19 protein-coding genes are annotated in these 20,806 nt (G+C 40.0%); 9 read left to right on the top strand and 10 right to left on the bottom strand.

The window, feature by feature from the left end; all coding sequences use genetic code 11:
• Positions 1-12 precede the first annotated feature (12 nt).
• The 5 genes from adeI to JGE69_RS15055 all read left to right on the top strand — a co-directional run bounded on the left by adeI (position 13) and on the right by JGE69_RS15055 (position 6,801).
• Positions 13-1,260, top strand: coding sequence for a multidrug efflux RND transporter periplasmic adaptor subunit AdeI (gene adeI / locus JGE69_RS15075; RefSeq protein ID WP_002116482.1), 1,248 nt, complete (start codon positions 13-15; stop codon positions 1,258-1,260).
• A 12-nt stretch (positions 1,261-1,272) separates the two neighbouring features.
• On the top strand, positions 1,273-4,449 hold the full coding sequence (adeJ, locus tag JGE69_RS15070; RefSeq protein WP_064785318.1) for a multidrug efflux RND transporter permease subunit AdeJ: 3,177 nt from the start codon (positions 1,273-1,275) through the stop codon (positions 4,447-4,449).
• Positions 4,449-5,900: a multidrug efflux RND transporter outer membrane channel subunit AdeK gene (adeK, locus tag JGE69_RS15065; RefSeq protein WP_032056635.1), complete on the top strand. Its 1,452-nt coding sequence runs from the start codon at positions 4,449-4,451 to the stop codon at positions 5,898-5,900. The genes adeJ and adeK overlap by 1 nt, the downstream gene beginning before the upstream one ends.
• A gap of 108 nt (positions 5,901-6,008) precedes the next feature.
• Complete coding sequence (locus JGE69_RS15060; protein WP_002116377.1) at positions 6,009-6,359, top strand: YbjQ family protein; 351 nt, start codon at positions 6,009-6,011, stop codon at positions 6,357-6,359.
• A 7-nt stretch (positions 6,360-6,366) separates the two neighbouring features.
• Positions 6,367-6,801, top strand: a complete 435-nt coding sequence (locus JGE69_RS15055; protein ID WP_016143192.1) for a YbjQ family protein — start codon at positions 6,367-6,369, stop codon at positions 6,799-6,801.
• Here the strand turns inward: JGE69_RS15055 and JGE69_RS15050 are convergent.
• The 3 genes from JGE69_RS15050 to JGE69_RS15040 are packed head-to-tail and all read right to left on the bottom strand — an operon-like array spanning position 6,798 to position 8,789.
• A complete protein-coding gene (locus JGE69_RS15050) occupies positions 6,798-7,232 on the bottom strand; it encodes a nuclear transport factor 2 family protein (RefSeq protein ID WP_005064505.1) in 435 nt (144 codons plus the stop codon). The two genes, JGE69_RS15055 and JGE69_RS15050, sit on opposite strands and share 4 nt — an antisense overlap.
• 53 nt (positions 7,233-7,285) lie before the next feature.
• Positions 7,286-8,092: an SDR family NAD(P)-dependent oxidoreductase gene (locus JGE69_RS15045; RefSeq protein WP_057077447.1), complete on the bottom strand. Its 807-nt coding sequence runs from the start codon at positions 8,090-8,092 to the stop codon at positions 7,286-7,288.
• A gap of 25 nt (positions 8,093-8,117) precedes the next feature.
• On the bottom strand, positions 8,118-8,789 hold the full coding sequence (locus JGE69_RS15040; protein WP_032005364.1) for a hypothetical protein: 672 nt from the start codon (positions 8,787-8,789) through the stop codon (positions 8,118-8,120).
• 196 nt (positions 8,790-8,985) lie between these two features.
• On the opposite strand from JGE69_RS15040, the gene JGE69_RS15035 reads away from it, so the two are divergent.
• Positions 8,986-11,883 carry a valine--tRNA ligase gene (locus tag JGE69_RS15035; protein WP_199113969.1) on the top strand — a complete coding sequence of 966 codons (2,898 nt, stop codon included), beginning with the start codon at positions 8,986-8,988 and terminating at the stop codon, positions 11,881-11,883.
• A gap of 46 nt (positions 11,884-11,929) precedes the next feature.
• On the opposite strand, the gene JGE69_RS15030 is transcribed toward JGE69_RS15035, so the two are convergent.
• The 4 genes from JGE69_RS15030 to JGE69_RS15015 all read right to left on the bottom strand — a co-directional run bounded on the left by JGE69_RS15030 (position 11,930) and on the right by JGE69_RS15015 (position 15,278).
• Entirely contained in the window at positions 11,930-12,433 is a 504-nt protein-coding gene (locus JGE69_RS15030; protein WP_199113967.1) for a YfbU family protein, read from the bottom strand.
• A gap of 8 nt (positions 12,434-12,441) precedes the next feature.
• Positions 12,442-13,155, bottom strand: coding sequence for an FRG domain-containing protein (locus JGE69_RS15025; protein ID WP_199113965.1), 714 nt, complete (start codon positions 13,153-13,155; stop codon positions 12,442-12,444).
• Between the two features lie 106 nt (positions 13,156-13,261).
• Positions 13,262-14,278, bottom strand: coding sequence for a molecular chaperone DnaJ (locus tag JGE69_RS15020; RefSeq protein ID WP_199113963.1), 1,017 nt, complete (start codon positions 14,276-14,278; stop codon positions 13,262-13,264).
• 94 nt (positions 14,279-14,372) lie between these two features.
• Positions 14,373-15,278, bottom strand: coding sequence for an AEC family transporter (locus tag JGE69_RS15015; RefSeq protein WP_199113961.1), 906 nt, complete (start codon positions 15,276-15,278; stop codon positions 14,373-14,375).
• A 115-nt stretch (positions 15,279-15,393) separates the two neighbouring features.
• Here JGE69_RS15015 and JGE69_RS15010 point away from each other — a divergent pair, with 115 nt between their 5' ends.
• Positions 15,394-16,278, top strand: coding sequence for a LysR family transcriptional regulator (locus JGE69_RS15010; protein WP_199113959.1), 885 nt, complete (start codon positions 15,394-15,396; stop codon positions 16,276-16,278).
• A gap of 304 nt (positions 16,279-16,582) precedes the next feature.
• Positions 16,583-17,770, top strand: coding sequence for an ammonium transporter (locus tag JGE69_RS15005; protein ID WP_199113957.1), 1,188 nt, complete (start codon positions 16,583-16,585; stop codon positions 17,768-17,770).
• Between the two features lie 48 nt (positions 17,771-17,818).
• Here the strand turns inward: JGE69_RS15005 and JGE69_RS15000 are convergent, their stop codons facing one another.
• The gene (locus JGE69_RS15000; RefSeq protein WP_104075282.1) at positions 17,819-17,980 is read right to left on the bottom strand and encodes a hypothetical protein; all 162 of its coding nucleotides are present in this window, start codon (positions 17,978-17,980) and stop codon (positions 17,819-17,821) included.
• A gap of 69 nt (positions 17,981-18,049) precedes the next feature.
• Here JGE69_RS15000 and JGE69_RS14995 point away from each other — a divergent pair, with 69 nt between their 5' ends.
• On the top strand, positions 18,050-18,760 hold the full coding sequence (locus JGE69_RS14995; RefSeq protein WP_082188533.1) for a phosphatase PAP2 family protein: 711 nt from the start codon (positions 18,050-18,052) through the stop codon (positions 18,758-18,760).
• A 1-nt stretch (position 18,761) separates the two neighbouring features.
• Here JGE69_RS14995 and JGE69_RS14990 read toward each other — a convergent pair whose 3' ends face one another.
• Both JGE69_RS14990 and JGE69_RS14985 read right to left on the bottom strand, forming a co-directional pair.
• Complete coding sequence (locus JGE69_RS14990; RefSeq protein ID WP_199113955.1) at positions 18,762-20,096, bottom strand: sensor histidine kinase; 1,335 nt, start codon at positions 20,094-20,096, stop codon at positions 18,762-18,764.
• A 23-nt stretch (positions 20,097-20,119) separates the two neighbouring features.
• Positions 20,120-20,794, bottom strand: coding sequence for a DNA-binding response regulator PmrA (locus tag JGE69_RS14985; protein ID WP_002116411.1), 675 nt, complete (start codon positions 20,792-20,794; stop codon positions 20,120-20,122).
• Positions 20,795-20,806: the final 12 nt, after the last annotated feature.

Here is a 20,806-nt window from a genome sequence, read left to right as displayed (position 1 = left end):
CGAGGTGGAACAATGATGTCGGCTAAGCTTTGGGCTCCTGCCCTTACTGCTTGCGCATTAGCAACAAGTATCGCACTTGTTGGTTGTAGCAAAGGCTCCGATGAGAAACAGCAAGCTGCTGCTGCTCAGAAAATGCCGCCTGCAGAAGTAGGTGTTATTGTTGCTCAACCACAAAGTGTTGAACAAAGTGTTGAACTCTCCGGCCGTACTTCAGCATATCAAATTTCTGAAGTTCGCCCTCAAACAAGTGGTGTGATTTTAAAACGCTTGTTTGCTGAAGGAAGTTACGTTCGTGAAGGACAGGCTCTATATGAACTGGATTCTCGAACTAACCGTGCAACGCTTGAAAATGCAAAGGCTACCCTTTTACAACAACAGGCAAATCTAGCTTCACTACGTACTAAGTTAAACCGTTATAAGCAACTTGTTTCAAGTAACGCTGTATCTAAACAAGAATATGACGACTTACTTGGTCAGGTTAATGTTGCCGAAGCACAAGTTTCTGCTGCAAAAGCGCAAGTAACGAATGCAAATGTAGATCTTGGCTACTCTACAATTCGCTCACCAATTTCTGGTCAGTCTGGACGTTCTTCTGTAACAGCTGGTGCTTTAGTGACTGCCAACCAAACTGATCCGTTAGTGACGATTCAACAGTTAGACCCAATCTATGTTGACATTAACCAGTCTAGTGCCGAGTTATTACGTTTACGTCAACAACTTAGCAAAGGTAGTTTGAACAATAGTAACAACACGAAAGTGAAATTGAAGCTCGAAGATGGTTCAACCTATCCAATCGAAGGACAACTTGCTTTCTCTGATGCTTCTGTAAATCAGGATACAGGAACGATTACTTTACGTGCCGTATTCTCGAACCCGAATCATCTGTTACTTCCAGGCATGTATACCACTGCACAGATTGTTCAAGGTGTAGTTCCTAATGCTTACCTGATTCCTCAAGCTGCAATTACACGTTTACCTACAGGTCAAGCTGTAGCAATGCTTGTTAATGCCAAAGGTGCTGTTGAGAGTCGTCCTGTTGAAACCTCTGGTGTTCAAGGACAAAACTGGATTGTAACTAACGGTCTTAAAGCTGGTGATAAAGTGATTGTTGACGGTGTTGCCAAAGTTAAAGAAGGGCAAGAAGTTTCAGCAAAACCTTACCAAGCTCAACCAGCGAATCCACAAGGTGCAGCTCCAAATGCGACAAAACCGGCTCAATCAGGTAAACCTCAAGCAGAACAGAAAGCATCTAATGCATAAGGGGTAGATTGAATGGCACAATTTTTTATTCATCGCCCCATTTTTGCGTGGGTGATTGCATTAGTCATTATGTTGGCAGGTATTCTCACGCTAACAAAAATGCCTATTGCACAGTATCCGACGATTGCACCACCGACAGTTACAATTGCTGCAACTTATCCTGGTGCATCTGCTGAGACTGTTGAAAACACTGTAACCCAGATCATTGAACAACAAATGAATGGTCTAGATGGTTTACGCTACATTTCATCTAACAGTGCTGGTAACGGTCAGGCCTCTATTCAATTAAACTTTGAACAAGGTATTGATCCAGATATTGCACAGGTTCAGGTTCAAAACAAATTGCAATCTGCAACTGCGCTTTTACCTGAAGATGTACAGCGTCAAGGTGTAACAGTAACTAAATCTGGTGCAAGCTTCTTGCAAGTTATTGCATTCTACTCACCAGATAACAGCCTTTCTGACTCGGACATTAAAGACTACGTAAACTCATCAATTAAAGAACCGCTTAGCCGTGTTGCTGGTGTGGGTGAGGTACAGGTCTTTGGTGGTTCATACGCAATGCGTATCTGGCTTGATCCAGCTAAGTTAACCAGTTATCAACTTACTCCTAGTGATATTGCGACAGCTTTACAAGCGCAAAACTCACAAGTGGCAGTAGGTCAATTAGGTGGTGCACCAGCTGTACAAGGTCAAGTGCTTAACGCAACAGTGAATGCGCAAAGTTTGCTGCAAACACCTGAACAGTTTAAAAATATCTTCTTAAAGAACACAGCATCTGGTGCTGAGGTTCGTTTAAAAGATGTTGCGCGTGTAGAATTAGGCTCTGATAACTATCAGTTTGACTCGAAGTTTAATGGTAAACCTGCTGGTGGTCTTGCAATTAAAATTGCAACTGGTGCCAACGCACTTGATACCGCAGAAGCTGTCGAACAACGTTTATCTGAATTACGTAAGAACTATCCAACAGGTCTTGCAGATAAACTAGCTTATGACACGACTCCATTTATTCGTCTTTCAATTGAAAGTGTTGTACACACATTAATTGAAGCGGTAGTTTTAGTATTCATTGTGATGTTCTTGTTCTTACAGAACTGGCGCGCAACGATTATTCCAACACTTGCTGTACCTGTTGTTGTGTTAGGTACATTTGCTGTTATTAATATCTTTGGCTTCTCAATTAACACCTTAACCATGTTCGCCATGGTATTGGCAATTGGTCTTCTGGTCGATGACGCCATCGTTGTGGTCGAAAACGTCGAACGTGTTATGAGTGAAGAGCATACCGATCCGGTCACGGCGACGTCACGATCAATGCAACAGATTTCTGGCGCGTTAATTGGTATTACAAGCGTATTAACAGCCGTATTCGTACCAATGGCATTCTTTGGTGGTACAACTGGTGTAATTTACCGTCAGTTCTCGATTACCCTTGTAACAGCAATGGTTCTATCGTTAATTGTAGCGTTAACATTTACACCGGCACTTTGTGCAACCATTTTAAAACAGCATGATCCTAACAAAGCACCAAGCAATAATATTTTTGCTCGTTTCTTTAGAGGCTTTAACAATGGTTTTGACCGCATGTCGCATAGCTACCAAAATGGTGTTAACCGCATGCTTAAGGGCAAAATCTTCTCTGGCGTGCTTTACGCTGTAGTTATTGCTTTATTAGTGTTCTTGTTCCAAAAACTCCCATCTTCATTCTTACCAGAAGAAGATCAGGGTGTGGTAATGACACTTGTTCAATTACCGCCAAATGCAACGCTTGACCGTACAGGTAAAGTGATTGACACCATGACAAACTTCTTCATGAATGAAAAAGATACTGTGGAATCTATTTTCACCGTTTCGGGCTTCTCATTCACAGGTGTGGGTCAAAATGCTGGTATCGGCTTCGTTAAATTGAAAGACTGGAGTGAACGTACTTCACCAGAAACTCAAATTGGTGCATTGATTCAGCGTGGTATGGCATTGAACATGATCGTTAAAGACGCATCTTACATCATGCCTTTACAGCTTCCAGCAATGCCTGAACTCGGTGTAACAGCCGGATTCAACTTGCAACTTAAAGATTCAAGTGGTCAAGGCCATGAGAAACTTATTGCCGCACGTAATACGATCTTAGGTTTGGCTGCACAAGATAAACGTCTTGTGGGTGTTCGCCCTAATGGTCAAGAAGATACACCTCAGTATCAAATTAATGTAGACCAAGCTCAAGCTGGAGCGATGGGTGTGAGTATTGCCGAAATTAACAATACAATGCGTATTGCATGGGGTGGCTCATACATTAACGACTTCGTTGACCGTGGGCGTGTGAAAAAAGTTTATGTTCAAGGTGATGCTGGTAGCCGTATGATGCCTGAAGACTTAAACAAGTGGTATGTACGTAATAACAAAGGCGAAATGGTACCGTTCTCTGCATTTGCTACTGGCGAATGGACATATGGTTCTCCACGTCTTGAACGTTATAACGGCGTGTCATCGGTTAACATTCAAGGTACACCTGCACCTGGCGTGAGCTCTGGTGACTCAATGAAAGCGATGGAAGAAATTATTGCTAAGTTACCATCTATGGGCTTACAAGGTTTCGACTATGAATGGACAGGTTTATCACTTGAAGAACGTGAGTCTGGTGCTCAAGCTCCATTCTTATATGCGCTTTCATTGTTAATCGTTTTCCTTTGCTTGGCTGCATTGTATGAAAGCTGGTCTATTCCGTTCTCGGTTTTACTTGTGGTACCACTCGGTATTATTGGTGCAATCGTATTAACTTACTTGGGTATGATTATTAAAGGAGATCCAAATCTCTCAAATAACATTTACTTCCAGGTAGCTATGATCGCGGTAATCGGTCTTTCTGCAAAAAATGCGATCTTGATTGTTGAATTCGCAAAAGAGCTGCAGGAAAAAGGTGAAGACCTGATTGAAGCAACTTTACATGCTGCAAAAATGCGTTTACGTCCAATTATCATGACTACGCTTGCCTTCGGTTTCGGTGTACTTCCGCTTGCCCTTTCAACAGGCGCAGGTGCAGGAAGTCAACACTCTGTTGGTTACGGTGTACTTGGTGGCGTACTCAGTGCAACGTTCTTAGGTATCTTCTTTATCCCTGTATTCTATGTGTGGATTCGTAGTATCTTTAAGTACAAACCAAAAACCATAAACACTCAGGAGCATAAATCGTGATGCAAAACGTATGGTCTATTTCAGGTCGTAGCATTGCGGTATCTGCACTTGCGCTTGCTTTGGCAGCTTGTCAAAGCATGCGCGGCCCAGAACCAGTTGTGAAAACCGATATTCCACAAAGCTATGCATATAGCGCTTCTGGTACGTCTATTGCTGAACAGGGTTACAAACAGTTCTTTAGCGATCCTCGTTTGCTCGGAGTGATTGATTTGGCACTTGCCAACAACCGCGACTTACGTACAGCAACGCTCAATATCGAACGTGCTCAACAGCAATATCGAATTACACAGAACAATCAGCTTCCAACAATCGGAGCAAGTGGTAGTGCAATTCGTCAGGTTTCTCAAAGCCGTGATCCGAATAACCCCTACTCTACTTATCAAGTAGGTCTGGGTGTAACTGCCTATGAGCTTGATTTTTGGGGCCGTGTACGTAGCTTAAAAGATGCTGCATTAGATAGTTATCTTTCAACGCAAAGCGCACGTGATTCGACTCAAATCAGTCTAATCAGTCAAGTGGCTCAAGCGTGGTTGAACTATTCTTTCGCAACAGCGAATTTAAGACTTGCAGAGCAAACGCTTAAAGCACAGCAAGATTCTTACAATCTCAACAAAAAACGTTTTGATGTGGGCATCGACAGTGAAGTTCCACTACGTCAGGCACAGATTTCTGTAGAAACTGCGCGTAATGATGTAGCAAACTACAAAACGCAGATTGCTCAAGCACAAAACTTGTTGAACTTGTTAGTTGGTCAATCAGTTCCACAAAACTTGTTGCCAACCCAACCTGTAAAACGCATTACTCAACAAAATGTATTTACAGCGGGTTTACCAAGCGACTTGCTTAACAACCGTCCAGATGTAAAAGCTGCTGAATATAACTTAAGCGCTGCCGGTGCGAATATCGGTGCTGCAAAAGCACGTTTATTCCCAACCATTAGCTTAACGGGTTCTGCAGGTTATGCATCAACTGACTTAAGTGATCTATTTAAGTCTGGTGGTTTTGTATGGTCAATTGGACCAAGCTTAGACTTACCAATCTTTGACTGGGGCACTCGTCGTGCCAATGTGAAAATTTCTGAAACTGATCAGAAAATTGCATTGTCTGATTATGAAAAATCAGTTCAGTCTGCGTTCCGCGAAGTTAATGACGCGCTTGCAACTCGTGCCAACATTGGTGAGCGTTTAACAGCTCAACAACGTCTAGTAGAAGCAACTAACCGCAACTACACACTTTCAAATGCCCGCTTCCGTGCCGGTATTGATAGTTACTTGACGGTTCTTGATGCACAGCGCTCATCTTATTCAGCAGAACAAGGTTTGTTATTGCTTCAACAAGCAAACTTAAACAACCAAATCGAGTTATACAAAACTCTAGGTGGTGGTTTAAAAGCAAATACTTCAGATACAGTGGTTAATCAACCATCTAGTGCTGAACTTAAAAAGCAATAAGTTTTTAATAACTTATTCACAAAAGCTCACTTCGGTGGGCTTTTTTATTGCAACTCATCTGAATATTTTTTATCTTGAAACCTTAAGAATTTAGATTGATAAAAAACAATGTTATTGAGTAATTTAGAAAGTGTTCCAGGCCACCAGATTGTAAAGCAGCTAGATGTTGTTTACGGAAGTACCGTTCGTAGTAAGCATGTTGGCCGTGACCTGATGGCGAGTTTAAAAAATATTGTGGGTGGTGAACTTACGGGTTATACCGAATTATTAGAAGAATCTCGCCAAGAAGCCATGCAGCGTATGATTGTAAAAGCCCAACAACTTGGTGCGAATGCAATTGTGGGTATTCGCTTTTCAACTTCCAATATTGCACAAGGTGCTTCTGAGTTATTTGTGTATGGCACAGCAGTGGTTGTGCAGCCTCAAGCACCTCATCTACCCGATCCATTTAATGCATAGGTAGAAAATGGACAATCTTATTTTTCAGCTTGTTATTTTTCTCATTCTTTTCAGCATTGGTTGGGCTTTTGGCCGCCATATTGAACGAAAACATTTGAATGAACTTCTAGAAAAAGAGCAACAATTTGCCCATATCAGAATTGATACCAATCGTTTTGCAACGAGTGATCAGCTAGGCCACTTTATTAGCAGTAATGTTGTGATTTCTCATGATTACTTTAAATATGTATTGGCATCTATAAAAAATGTTTTGGGCGGAAGACTGACCAGTTATGAAAGTATTGTTGAGCGTGCTCGCCGTGAAGCCATTGTTCGCTTAAAACAACAAGCCCATACCGCAGGAGCTAACCATATTATGGGAGTTCGGCTGAGTACAACCGAACTCGGAATGCAAGGCGGAATGGTCGAAGTTTTTGCTTATGGAACAGCAGTTAAAGATTAATACTGCCCAACCTCAGAAAAATGAATACGTGGGTTGCCAATATTTTTAGTTAAATGTTGGCAAATTCGGGTAATTTTCCAACGGTCTTGTTGTTTCGCCAAAGTAAAATAATAACGACCAAAAGAATGAAAATAATCATTTTCTGAAAAACGATAAATTTGATAATTACATTCTAGCCATGCTTGATCTTGTTCAATCCGAACCAGAGGATTACTTAAATTGTGCTGTAGTCGTAAATGGGACAAGGCTTGCTGCCGAGAACCTTTATATTCATGACAAGACACCACACATAATGGTTCTCCTCTAAACTGGAAATAGTCCACCTCAAGTTGATCTGCCAACAACTCATCAAAAGCGTCCCAATTTTTCTGGTCAAAGACCAATTGAAAACGCGTGACGACTTCTAAAATACGGTGATAATCCTGATCCATGGTGAACCTTCTATGCGGGTTTTTCACCAATTTAGCACGGCAAAATCACTTTTTTATTTTACTTTTGTTTTCCGAATCATTTTATAAAGAAGTTTTGGTGACATCCGAGAAACCATCACACCTAGTTTTTCTTTAGCCCCACCCACAACAATATATTCTTGCCCCTGTACTAAAGCTTTTACAGCTTGCTCTGCAAAAACATCTGCCTCTAAACCATTTTCAATTGCTTCATCTTGATGGCCTTGAGGTTGCCCTGCGCCATTGAGTGCATTAAAAGAAACATTAGTTTTTACGAAACCAGGGAAAATAACTGAAACTTCGACACCTTGATCTGAGACCTCAGCACGTAAACTATTTGCCCACATGTGAATCGCTGCTTTAGCAGCCGAGTAGCTTGCACGGTACTGTGTACCCAATAAACCCGCTACACTCGACACAAATACAACTCGGCCAGACTTTTGTTTTAGCATGGTCGGTAGGACGGTTTTGGTGAGTGCGACTTGTGAGAAATAATCGACTTCCATGATGGCGCGTTCGGTTGCCATTGTCGTGTCTTTAATTAAAGCACGTTGACTCAAACCTGCATTATTGATGAGCCAGTCAATACGGCCTTTCGCCTTTAAAATCTGCTTGTAAGCCTCTTGAACCTGCTTTTCATCAGTAATATCTGCGACCACAGACAAATGATGATCGGGATTTAATAAGCCAACCCGAACCTCTTCTAATTCTTCAAAACGACGCGAGGTCAAAATCAGTTTTGCGCCTTGTAAAGCCAATTCCCCTGCTAAGGCCTTACCCAAACCAGAAGATGCGCCCGTAATCCATACCACTTTATTTTGCAAAGTATCAAGTTTGGCCATGTGATGTTCCTATTATCTTTTTAAATTATGCTGCTTGGTGCATGAAGGCCAAAAAGTGGTTGATATAATGAGTTGCTGTGGTCTGATCGACCTGTGTCCCTAACTTTTCCAAACGTTTATAGCCCAAATGCGTCGTCATGTTGATGACTCCGTTAAGAGTTTTATCGACAACCAAATTAAATTTTAAACGCTTTTTAGGTTCACGTACTAGGCTTGTTACGCCTAAATCCACAATTTGTATGAGTGTTTCAAATGCAGCCGTAATGCTTTGCATATTACCGTCACGAATTTGCTGAGTAAGAGTTTCGGCTTGTTGCACGAGTTGAAGCGTGACCGGATAGGTAATATAAACTTGCTGCCCTTGCTCTTTCATGAGAGATGTCATGTAGTCAACTAAGGGTAAGAGACGTTCATTTCCAAAGAATGAAACCGACCAAGGCATGTATTTTCGAAAAGTCTCTAAAACTTGCTGAATAACTTTTTCAGACTCAGCTTGTTGTTTTGGAGACATGCTTGCATTTCCTGACTGTAAAAGCACAGAAAAAACCTGCTCAATAATTTCACAAGAAAGATCAGAGAGTACATCGCCTAAAGGTTTTGCCTGACTTTGGCTTACCCCATCATGCAGTTTTTGCCGAATAGCCTCGAATTGTGTATAAGTCGAATCGGAAATTTTCAAAAAAACTTCATAACTCATCAGCAGCATCCTTTTTCAATTCTTTTGTAATTTTTGTGCCGTGTCGCCACACGATTAAATTGTGATCCATCTTTCATAAATCTACCGTTTTTTGAAAAAAATACAAAACCGTTTATCTGTTTTCAGCACATTAATTTCGAGGCATTTTTTTGCTACAATAGATGCAATTTTTTATGCATATTCGATCTAAGCTACTATGACTGACGCTCAAACCGCTCAAAATATTGCAACCACATACGATCCAACCGAGATCGAAAAGAAGTGGTACAAAACGTGGGAAGAACAAGGTTACTTCAAACCTTCTGGTCACGGTGAATCATTCTGTATCATGATTCCACCACCAAACGTCACTGGTAGTTTGCACATGGGCCATGGCTTTAACAATGCCATTATGGATGCCCTCACCCGTTATAACCGCATGATGGGTAAAAACACGTTGTGGCAACCGGGTACAGACCATGCTGGTATTGCAACTCAAATGGTTGTTGAGCGTCAACTTGGCTTACAAGGTGTAACTCGTCACGACTTAGGCCGTGAAAAGTTCATCGAAAAAGTTTGGGAATGGAAAGAACAATCTGGCGGCACAATTACGAAACAAATCCGTCGTTTAGGTTCTTCGGTAGACTGGTCACGTGAACGCTTCACGATGGACGAAGGTTTATCAAACGCAGTTAAAGAAGTATTCGTTCGTTTGCACGAAGACGGCTTAATTTACCGTGGTAAGCGCCTAGTAAACTGGGACCCTAAACTTCAAACAGCTCTTTCTGACCTTGAAGTAGAAAGCAAAGAAGAAAAAGGCTCACTTTGGCATTTTAAATATTTCTTTGAAGACAAATCAGTTAAAACTCAAGACGGCAAAAACTATTTAGTGGTTGCAACAACTCGTCCAGAAACTTTACTGGGTGATACTGCGGTTGCTGTTCATCCTGAAGATGAGCGTTATGCACACCTTGTTGGTAAAAACATCGTATTGCCAATTACTGGTCGTTTAATTCCGATCGTTGCCGACGACTACGTTGAAAAAGACTTCGGTACTGGGTGTGTAAAAATCACGCCTGCTCATGACTTCAATGACTATGACCTAGGTAAACGCAATAGCTTACCAATCATTAATATCTTCAACAAAAACGCCGAAGTTTTAGGTGAGTTTGAATATATTGCAAAAGCTGGCGAACAAATTTCTAAAACGATTACTGCACCTGCGGACTATGCTGGTTTAGAGCGTTTTGAAGCACGTAAAAAATTAGTTGCTCAAGCTGAAGCTGAAGGCTGGTTAGATCAAATCCAACCGTATGACTTAAAAGCGCCACGTGGCGACCGTTCAGGTGTGATCATTGAGCCGTTACTGACTGATCAATGGTATGTAAAAATTGCTCCGCTTGCTGAGCCTGCAATTGAAGCAGTTCAAGATGGCCGTATTAAGTTTGTTCCAGAGCAGTACAGCAACATGTACATGGCGTGGATGCGTGACATTCAAGACTGGTGTATTTCACGTCAGCTTTGGTGGGGTCACCGTATTCCAGCTTGGTACGATGCAAATGGCAACATCTATGTTGGCCGTAATGAAGAAGAAGTACGTGCGAAAAATAACATCGCGGCTGACGTTGAACTTAAACAAGACGAAGACGTTCTTGATACATGGTTCTCATCTGCACTTTGGACATTCTCAACTTTAGGTTGGACTGGCGACGCACAAAAAGATGCAGCAAATGATTTCTTAAAAACCTTCCACCCAACAGATGTGTTGGTGACTGGTTTTGACATCATTTTCTTCTGGGTTGCCCGCATGATCATGATGACCCTACACTTCATGAAAAATGAAGATGGTTCATCTCAAGTTCCATTTAAGACTGTTTACGTTCACGGCTTGGTGCGTGATGGTGAAGGTCAAAAAATGTCGAAGTCTAAAGGTAACGTACTTGACCCATTAGACTTGATTGACGGTATTGATTTAGAAAGCTTAGTTGCAAAACGTACGACTGGCCTCATGAACCCGAAAGATGCAGCGAAGATTGAAAAATCAACGCGCAAAGAGTTCCCAGAAGGTATTAATGCTTACGGTACTGACGCAGTTCGTTTCACGTTCTGTGCACTTGCAAACACTGGTCGTGATATTAAGTTCGACTTAAAACGTGTTGAAGGCTACCGTAACTTCTGTAACAAAATCTGGAACGCGACTCGTTTCGTTCTGATGAATGTTGAAGGTCAAACTGTTGGTCAAGAGGCCCGCCCTGATCTTTGGGAACTTCCAGAACAATGGATCATCAGCCGTCTACAAAAAGCTGAAGCTGCTGTACACCAAGCATTTGCAACGTACCGTTTAGACCTTGCTGCTCAAGCGATTTACGACTTTATCTGGAATGAATACTGTGACTGGTACGTTGAGTTAACTAAACCAGTTCTAAACGATGCAGAAGTTTCAGAAGAGCGTAAAGCTGAAGTACGCCGTGTATTGCTTGCAGTGATGGAAGCTTCATTACGTCTGGCTCATCCATTAATGCCGTATTTGACAGAAGAAATTTGGCAGACTCTTGCACCAATGCTTGGTCAAGGTGGCCCAACGATTATGACTGCTCAATACCCTATTCCGGAGCAAGCAAAAATTAATGAACAAGCTGAAGCAGATATGCAATGGCTTCAAGGTTTGATTGGTGCCGTACGTAACATCCGTGGTGAGTTAGGCTTAGGTAATGCGCGCTTGTTGCCAGTATTGCTTCAAAACACGTCTGACGCTGAACGTGAACAAATCATTCGTATTGAAGCATTGTTCAAAGCATTAGCTAAAGTTGAAAGCATTGAGTTCTTGAATAAAGACCAAGAGCCACCTTTGTCTTGCTCTAGCGTTGTAAGCCATGCATCGGTATTTGTACCAATGAAAGGCTTAATTGACCCTAAAGCAGAACTTGCTCGTTTGCAAAAAGATTTAGATAAAATCCAAAAGCAACACGACCAAATCGCGGGCAAACTTGCAAACGAAGGCTTTGTATCTAAAGCACCAGCGGCTGTTGTTGAAGGTGAAAAAGCGAAGCTTGCTGAGTTTGCTGCTCAGTTAGAGAAAGTTAAAGCGAATATGGAGCAAATTGCTGCGCTTTAAACAGTAATTTGATTCAAAAAAAATCCCCTCTTAGTGAGGGGATTTTTTATGCGTCTAAGATTTTTAAGGCTGTTTCAACATCCATTTGCCAAATATTTTCTTGCCCTGACAATTCAAGCATTTTTCTATATTTATTAATCATACGGCAATGACTATTTAAGTGATCATTTTGATAAAAATAAGTTTTTTGTTCTTGATACTTCCCTTGAATCTCAATTAAAAATCTTGCAAAACCAAGATATTCCGATTCATTATTTCCATCAAAGCCCATGAATGTTCCATATAGGTGATCTAAAAGCCTTTGGTCTTTACTCTTCCTTTTTAGATCTTCAATAGCTCTATACAAATCTAAGATATTAAGCACAAAACGACTTTCATCCTCGGGCATTTCACTATCAATCCATTGATCTAATAATGAATAAAAAATTTCATAGCCATTTTCAAGGACCTGTATCAATTCCTTATAATAACTTGAATCAGACTCCTCTAATTTAGCTAGTATTTTATATTGATTAATTAATAATAAACGGTCTTTTTTGTCGAGCTTCATGAAAACACCTATAGAATTTTGGTTTTAATATGGTTAGCGATACCTACCATATCTGGATAAATAGTAAATTCATTCAAATTTGCCCACTTCAAAAATATTCTTGCTTCTGCTTTTGCACTCGCAGGTAAAATAACTTTCTGAAAACATTCCATCGCTGTTTTTTCAAAATTACCATCTACAGTTCCAAATACAGTGAATCTACCTGCCTGAGCTTTCAATCTATCACTAATATAATTAGGCTGAATTGCTAAAGGCTTTTCAATTTTTACAGGTCTATTTTCCCAATACGTCTTTTTATAATCAAAAGAAGCATCTTCTGGTAAACCAATAATTTCTTGACGCCCACTCAAACGATTTAATGCTAAAGGATCTAAAACATAAATAGCGCTATCTGTGTCATTTGAATAATCTGAATGTAAAATAAAGGCCAGCGCAACCCCTAAAACGGTTGTCCAATCTAGTAATCGTGTTGGTATCCAGTAATGTTGCATATCAAATAATGTATCCCAATCATTTGATCTCTTCTCAAATACACCTACTGATAAACGTTTGAATTCATCAAATAATAGTTTTTCCTTTGTCTCCCAATTCTCAGTTCTTATTAAACTTGGCTGTAAAGTCCACTCACACTTTGATTGTCCTCTATACCAAATTTCAGAAGGATTCCCCAATTGTTCTTCGGCTAATTTTATATTTTCTAAAAACGTATTCCATTCACTCATGAATCTACTAACTTATTAATTTAATAAAATTATTACTATCAGCTTAATTCTTTTTTTACAACCCTAATTTCATCCATTTCCTTTTAGTAAAAGGCTAAGAAGAGGCTTATAAAATCCCATGCCCCAACAACATCTCCACCCCACTCACTTTTTTCATATACTTTAAACGTTCTTTCTCCCACTTCAACTGCTGCTTTAGCTCAGTACAATCAGCATCGACAGCTTTATAAACATCACTAATATGCACATTCTCTGCTTTTACATTTTTTGCTAACTGAAAAGAATCCAAAATCTCAGCAATTTGACTTTCAAGCTGCTGACTTTGTGTATCCAAAGCCAGTTTATAAAACCGTAACTGCTCAGCAGAGAGTTCTTTAGCACCTAACCCTTTATTCTGTTCAAGCTGTAACTGGAGTTTGAGTAAATAGAACAAGTCCTGCTTTTCGTAGGCCTGACTAGCCTGTTGGAACAACTCAGTTTTTTCCTGTTTTTTGGTTTCATCTTGCTCACGGTCTGGGTGAATCATCGCGGCAATTTTTAAATAAACCGTTTTCAACGACTGCGCTGCCATTTGCTCAGCTTGTTCACGTTTTTGTTGCTGTCTTTGCTGTTTGGCTTGTTCCCGCGCTTGTTGTTGCTCGGCAGCGTACTTTTCAAAGTCTTCTTCTAACTCTACACCTTGCTCAGCACTTTCTTCATATTCAGATTTTATTGACTGAGCTTTCTTATTCTTTTTTGCCAATTCAACCCCATGTTGCTCATAAAAGGTATCAATCTGCTTCACTAAATCCAATTGTTCAGCAGACAGCATTTTGGAGCGCTTCAACATTTGTGCAAGCTGGGCAATTTTTTCATCTAGTTGTTGCATATGTGCTTTAGAAAACTCATGGCTATGCAACATATTCCAGAGTTGCTCTAACTGCTGAAATAGCACTGTATGTAAATCGTTATACACAGGCATCAATTTTTGCCGAATGTGCTGTTGAATCTCGGCTTGCGCATTTTGCCATGTGCTTAGGCTAACTTTTTGCTGTTCTATTTTATTAATCAGGCGATTCAGTTTTTTCTGCTGTGCAGACGGTTCAGACCTTTGCTGCAAGCTCACTTTGAGATCAAAGGACATACTCATCCACCTGAAAAAGAAAAAGTGTATCAATAATCAGATGAGGAAGGTAGCCAAGCATTCTTTAAGTGTTAAGAGGCCTAAAATTTATATCTTAAGAAATCCACCAAATCACCAGTGGCAAAGTCACGGCAGCACATAGAGTTTGAAAGCTAATCACAGCTGCCATAAGCTGACTATCGCCACCCAAAACTTTGGTTAAAATGTATGAAGCTGAAGCAGTCGGTAGCGCAAAGAAAATAACTAGAATTTGAGTTTGTAAGCTTGGCAAACCAAACCACATGCAGACCGCGTAAGCCAAAGCAGGTACTGCTAAAAGTCGTGCAAACGTGTCTGCCGCCAATACCACAATGTCTTTTTTAATTTGCATAAACTGTAAAGCTGCGCCAACACATAACAAACCTAACGGCAAACTCGACACTGAAAAAAGCTTAATAAACTGAGTAAATCCTTCCCAAATAGGAATATGAAGCGCATTGACTACCGCCCCGACCACACACGATGCAATTAAAGGGTTTTTAAGCAGTGCAATTAAAATAGGTTTAATTGCCATGTGTTCTTTAGAAGTTAATGCAAGTACTGAAATAACGTTCACAAGCGGAATGCAAAGCGCCAATAAAATTGCCAGTATTGCCATTCCTTCACTTTTAAAAAGCGAAGTGACTAAAGCCAAACCAATATAGGTATTAAAGCGAACCATACTTTGTACGTGCACACCAAAACGTGCAGGTGGTATCTGCCAAAATATTCGGAGGATATATAAAAATGCAGTTACTGCCAAAACTACAATCACCATCGCAATAATGGCTGTACTCAAGCTTTGTAAATCAATTTTCGCGGTCGATAGCGTACTAAAAAGCAAAGCTGGAAATAAAATATAGTAATTAAGCTTCTCTGCCCCAGCCCAAAACTCATCGCTAAAAAAGCGATATTTTTTAAATAAGTATCCCGATGCAATTAATGCAACTAAGGGAAAAAGAGATAAAACAATACTATTCATTTCTTTACTCGAGTTTTGTGGAGGTTTGCTGTTTGGCAATAACCTTGACTTACTCATATATTAAAGATAATGAAAACTCATGATAAAATGAGTTTTTACTCATAACAAATACAACATGACATTTACCCAGCTTGAAATTTTCGCACTCATTGCTGAACTAAAAAGCTTTACTGCTACAGCAGAAAAGCTGGGAATTTCACAGTCGGCAGTTTCTCATGCGCTTAAATCATTAGAACAACAATGGGGTATTAACCTGATTTCAAGAACCCAAAGTGATATTGAACTCACCACCACAGGTCAGCAGCTTCTTACTCATGTAAAAGAATTATTGAGTATTTCCAATACATTAGAAAAAGAAGTGGCGGCCATCCACGGTTTAAACGAAGGAACATTACGTATTGGTTCTTTTGGGGCTTCATCATCTATTTATCTATTGCCTGAAATTTTAGAAGCCTTTCGGCAGCGTTACCCAAAAATCGAAATTTATATTGATGAAGGTGAAGATAAAGAAGTTGCTCAGTGGTTATTAGAAAGGCGCATAGAAGTTGGTTTTTTGATTATGCCAGATGAGCGATTCGATACATTTCCCTTAATTGAAGATCGTTTTGTGGCCCTAATTCCGAGTGGTTACCCGCTCGCGCAGCAACTCTATATTGATCCAGCACAGCTAGAAAATTGCCCATTTATTATGACAATGGCTGGCAGTCGACATCAGGTCGAATTAATTTTAAAAAACTTTAATGTGAAACCAGACATCAAATTTTATGTTTCACAAATTCTAAGTATCGTCAGCATGGTCCATAACCAGTTAGGGATTTCGATTGTCTCTGATATGGTGCTCACCAAAGAGTTACTCTCGCTTTATCCAAACATAGTTAAACGCCCATTTAAACCGAACCTTAAACGCTCAATTGGCCTTGCAGTCAAAAATAAAAAGCATATGAGTCCTGCTGTGAAAGCATTTATTGAAGTTGCTCAAGAGGTTTGGTCAAATCATTAATTGAATATGAGCGAGTCTTTTTAAACCTTGATAACGAACTTTTTCAGGTCATTTTATAAGCTCATTAGATGATTTTTAACGTAAAAAGCGCCAAAACTGCCCTATCTTAACCAGATCAACGCACCATTTATCGCCAAAAACCACTTATTTAATCCAAATTGGTGCGCTTATTGCATATTCACTTTTATGCAATTAAGTTTGTTTCGACAAACTTAGGTTTTTAGATTCCTTAAATCTATTTTGGTGCAATTTACAGACCCAGATTTGTTCCAAAATGGAATTTAGCACTTTTTTCGAGCATGCTATGCAAAATGTAGATCTATTTTTCTTATTACTTGGTGCTGTTTTGGTTCTTGCCATGCACGCAGGTTTTGCATTCTTGGAACTTGGTACGGTTCGCCACAAAAATCAGGTGAACGCACTTAGTAAAATTCTGACTGACTTTGCCCTTTCTGCAATCGCATATTTCTTTGTTGGCTACTACATCTCTTATGGCCAGCACTTCTTCCATGATGGTACAGTTTTATCAAGTGATCATGGCTATAACCTTATGCGTTGCTTCTTTTTACTCACTTTTGCTGCGGCAATTCCTGCCATTATTTCGGGTGGTATTGCTGAACGTGCAAAAATGCGTTCACAAGCAATTGCCACACTCGCTTTAGTTGCGCTGGTATATCCATTTTTCGAAGGTATGGTCTGGAATAGCAACTACGGTCTGCAAAAGTGGTTAGAAGCAACCTTTGGCGCAGCGTTTCACGACTTTGCGGGTTCAGTCGTAGTTCATGCCATGGGCGGTTGGATTGCACTTGCTGCTGTGATTTTATTGGGTGCACGTTCTGGTCGTTATAAGAAAGATGGTCGTGTAAGTGCTCATCCACCTTCTTCTATTCCATTTTTAGCGCTTGGCTCATGGATTTTAATTGTTGGCTGGTTTGGCTTTAATGTGATGAGTGCGCAGCGTGTTGATGCTATTTCTGGGTTAGTTGCGATTAACTCGCTCATGGCAATGGTTGGCGGTACAATTACAGCCAATGCGATTGGGAAAAATGACCCGGGTTTCTTACACAACGGTCCACTTGCTGGTTTAGTGGCAATCTGTGCAGGCTCTGACATTGTTCATCCAATCAGTGCACTTGTTATTGGTGGTGCAGCGGGTGCCATGTTTGTGTATCTATTCACCTATACTCAAAACAAACTTAAAGTTGATGATGTGTTAGGTGTGTGGCCTTTACACGGCGTATGCGGCGCATTCGGTGGTATTGCAGTAGGTTTATTTGGTCAACAATGGCTTGGTGGCTTAGGAGGTGTCTCATTCATCTCTCAACTCATCGGAACAGCGCTCGCGATCGCTATTGCGCTTGCTGGCGGCTTTATTGTTTACGGTTTACTTAAAGCGACCATTGGCATTCGTTTATCTCAAGAAGATGAGTTTCGTGGTGCAGATTTGTCTATTCATAAAATTTCGGCAAACTCTGAAGAAGGTATGTTTTAATTCTGTGTAGGCACGACAGAGTCTTTTCTTCTGTAATAGCAAATAACATCAGTCAATTACGTTACTTTTGTTTCGGCAAAAGTAACCAAAACCATTTCCATTCACAAAACCTGTTCCTTGTTTATTACTATTCAAATAGTTTGCAAAAACTTTAAACTTCTTATGCTCAACAGGTTGTGAATGGATACACTCACTCATCATTTTGGTCACGAAATTAAATTTAGTTTAAGAGCAATTTAAGTTTTATTTTATGTAATGCCTTTACTCACAATCTAATTGATGTTGCATGGCATGAATCAACAAAAACAATTTTTCCAGATTAATATCATTCTTCTGTTTTTCAGTTTTTTTCTGCTTTTAATCGTTTTTCCAGTGGGTGGGAAAATTGATATGTACCTCATCCAACCTTGGATTGATTCAACAGGTCATTTTTTCAATCGAGACAATTGGTATCTGGAAAGACTTAATCATGAGATTGTAAAGCAGATCATTACTGGCATTTATGTCATCTTTTTGGGTCTATGGCTTGCATCATTTAAAGTTGAGAAATTAAAGCTTTATCGCTGGCAATATGGCTATATGTTTTTTGTGAGCATGGTTGGCAGCGCACTGGTTGGTCTCTTAAAATCACAATCTGCTCATGCCTGTCCTTGGAATATGATTCACCCTAACAGCTTAGGTAGCTATATTTGGGACTTTACTGCGAAACATGGGCATTGCTTTCCGGGTGGACATGCAAGCGCCGGTTTTATTTTAATGACAGGTTATTTTGTTTATCGTCTCGAACAACCCAAACGTGCCTATTTTTATCTCATTTCAGGCATTTTATTAGGCTTTATGATGGGATGGGCACAAATGATGCGTGGAGCACATTTCCTGAGTCATAATTTATGGACTGGTTGGGTCATTTGGGCGGTAAATATCTTATTTTATGCCGTTTGTATTCGCCGCTTTGAGTTTGAAAAACGAATCAAACAAGAACTTGTCTAACTCAAGTCCTTGTTTCGTGAACATGTAAAATCTTTGGAAGTTTAACCAAGACCGAAAGTCCACCAAGCTCTAAACTTCTGTCTAGTGTCAAAGTCCCACCTAAACGTTGAGTTGCTCGGTCAACAATGGATAGACCTAAACCACTCCCCACTTCAAGATGATGATGTACACGATAAAAACGCTTTAGAACTTTATCATAATGTTCTGGGTCGATCCCCGCGCCGCTATCTTCAATTTGTATACACGCATCGCCATCTGTAGCAGTGAAAACAGAAATATTAATCATCCCTTCATGAGGCGTGTATTTGATTGCGTTATCAATTAAGTTAAAAATAATTGAATGAACTGTTGGTTCAACACTATGCATTTCAATTGGTTCATTACGAACAAACCCTAAATCGATTTCTTTTTGCATAGCTAAATTAACAAGCTGCTCAACACAATTTAAAGCGACATCATTAAGCTGAAAAGCCCTCGTCGGTTCAATCACACTTAAAGATACATCCTGCTTAGCTAGCGCTAAAAGCTGTGTCACCAAGTGCTGAATACGCGCTAATCCTTTACTCAAATTTTGCAGCGATTCCTGCTCAGGAAATTGACTAATTAAAATTTTAGTTTGTAAATTTAAAGCAGTCACAGGGGTTCGAAGTTCATGGGCTGCATCTGCAATGAACTGTTTCTGCTCATTTTGTGCCTTAGAAATGCGCTCGAAAAGTCGATTCATTTCATCAATTGTGGGTAACAATTCTTGAGGATAATCTATAACTTCAATAGGCGTCAGCTCTTCTGAGTCACGATGGGTCAGTTCATTTTTAAAGTCATCGATCGGCTTCAGCCCACGACGAATAATTGCAGCTAAAGCAAAAATCGCAAATGGTAAGATAATCAAATATGGAATGAACATACTACCTGCAAGTTCCCAAGCAAAAGCCTCACGAACCTTTTCTTGCTGGCTAATCTGAATCTGGTAATCCTTTAACGGTAAAACATAGGTACGGATTAAGCCGTTACTGGTTTTATGTGAGTAAAACCCAGCTTGTGCAACAGGTGGAACCAATAAATGGAGATGGTGTGATAAATGGGCTTGATCTTTATAAGCCCAAATATCTACAAATAGATCTTCTTCATGATAAGTTTTATGAAAATCAAATTCACTGCTTACCGTTTTTAATGGATATTCAGCTGTTCGCTCAGCTAAATAACGCATTTGGGTATCTAAAATTTCATCAACTTCTTGCAGTGCAACTTTATACGCACTAAAAATTAATATACAACCTAAGATGACACTGAAAATTGAGGTGCCCCAAATCAGTCGTTTTTTTAATGAATAATGCACTGTTATGAAGTTCCAAAATTAAGTTACGATTGCCCTAAACGGTAACCCAATCCTCGAATAGTTCGGATAAAGTCTTTCCCGAGTTTAGCTCTCAGGTGATGCACATATACTTCAATCGTATTACTGGTCACATCACTATCGAAATCATATAACTTATCTTCAAGATTTGCTTTAGAAAAGATTTTATTTGGGTGACTCATTAAAGGAATCAGAATTGCCCATTCACGATTAGACAAATCAATACGCTGTCCTTTAAACGTTGCAATATGTTGTTCAACATTTAAAACCAGATCACCACTTTGTAATAGTTGCTCATGATTCGCAAGCTGAGCCTCTACGCCACTACGGCGTAATAGCGCATGAATACGAGCAAGTAATTCATCAAACTCGTATGGTTTGATCAAGTAATCATCTGCACCATGGTTTAAACCATCAACACGGTTTTGTAACTGATCTCGCGCTGAAATAATTAAGACGGGAGTTGCTGCTCTTTGGCGAATTTGCTTTAAGACCTGCATGCCATCCATCATAGGTAGCCCTAAGTCCAAAAGAATTAAATCGAATTTATTTTTAGCCAACTGAGCCAGACCGTCTAAGCCATTATTGACCCACTCCACTTCAAATTGATGATATTGCAGCAACGTTATTGTTGACTCTGCAATCATAAAATCATCTTCAATCATCAAGATTTTTGTCATGTTCGAGGCTCG

This window comes from Acinetobacter sp. C13, from assembly GCF_016809775.1.
Lineage (GTDB): Bacteria > Pseudomonadota > Gammaproteobacteria > Pseudomonadales > Moraxellaceae > Acinetobacter > Acinetobacter pittii.
Note: the sequence above shows the minus strand (reverse complement) of the source record. Positions and strands in the feature narration are given on the sequence as shown.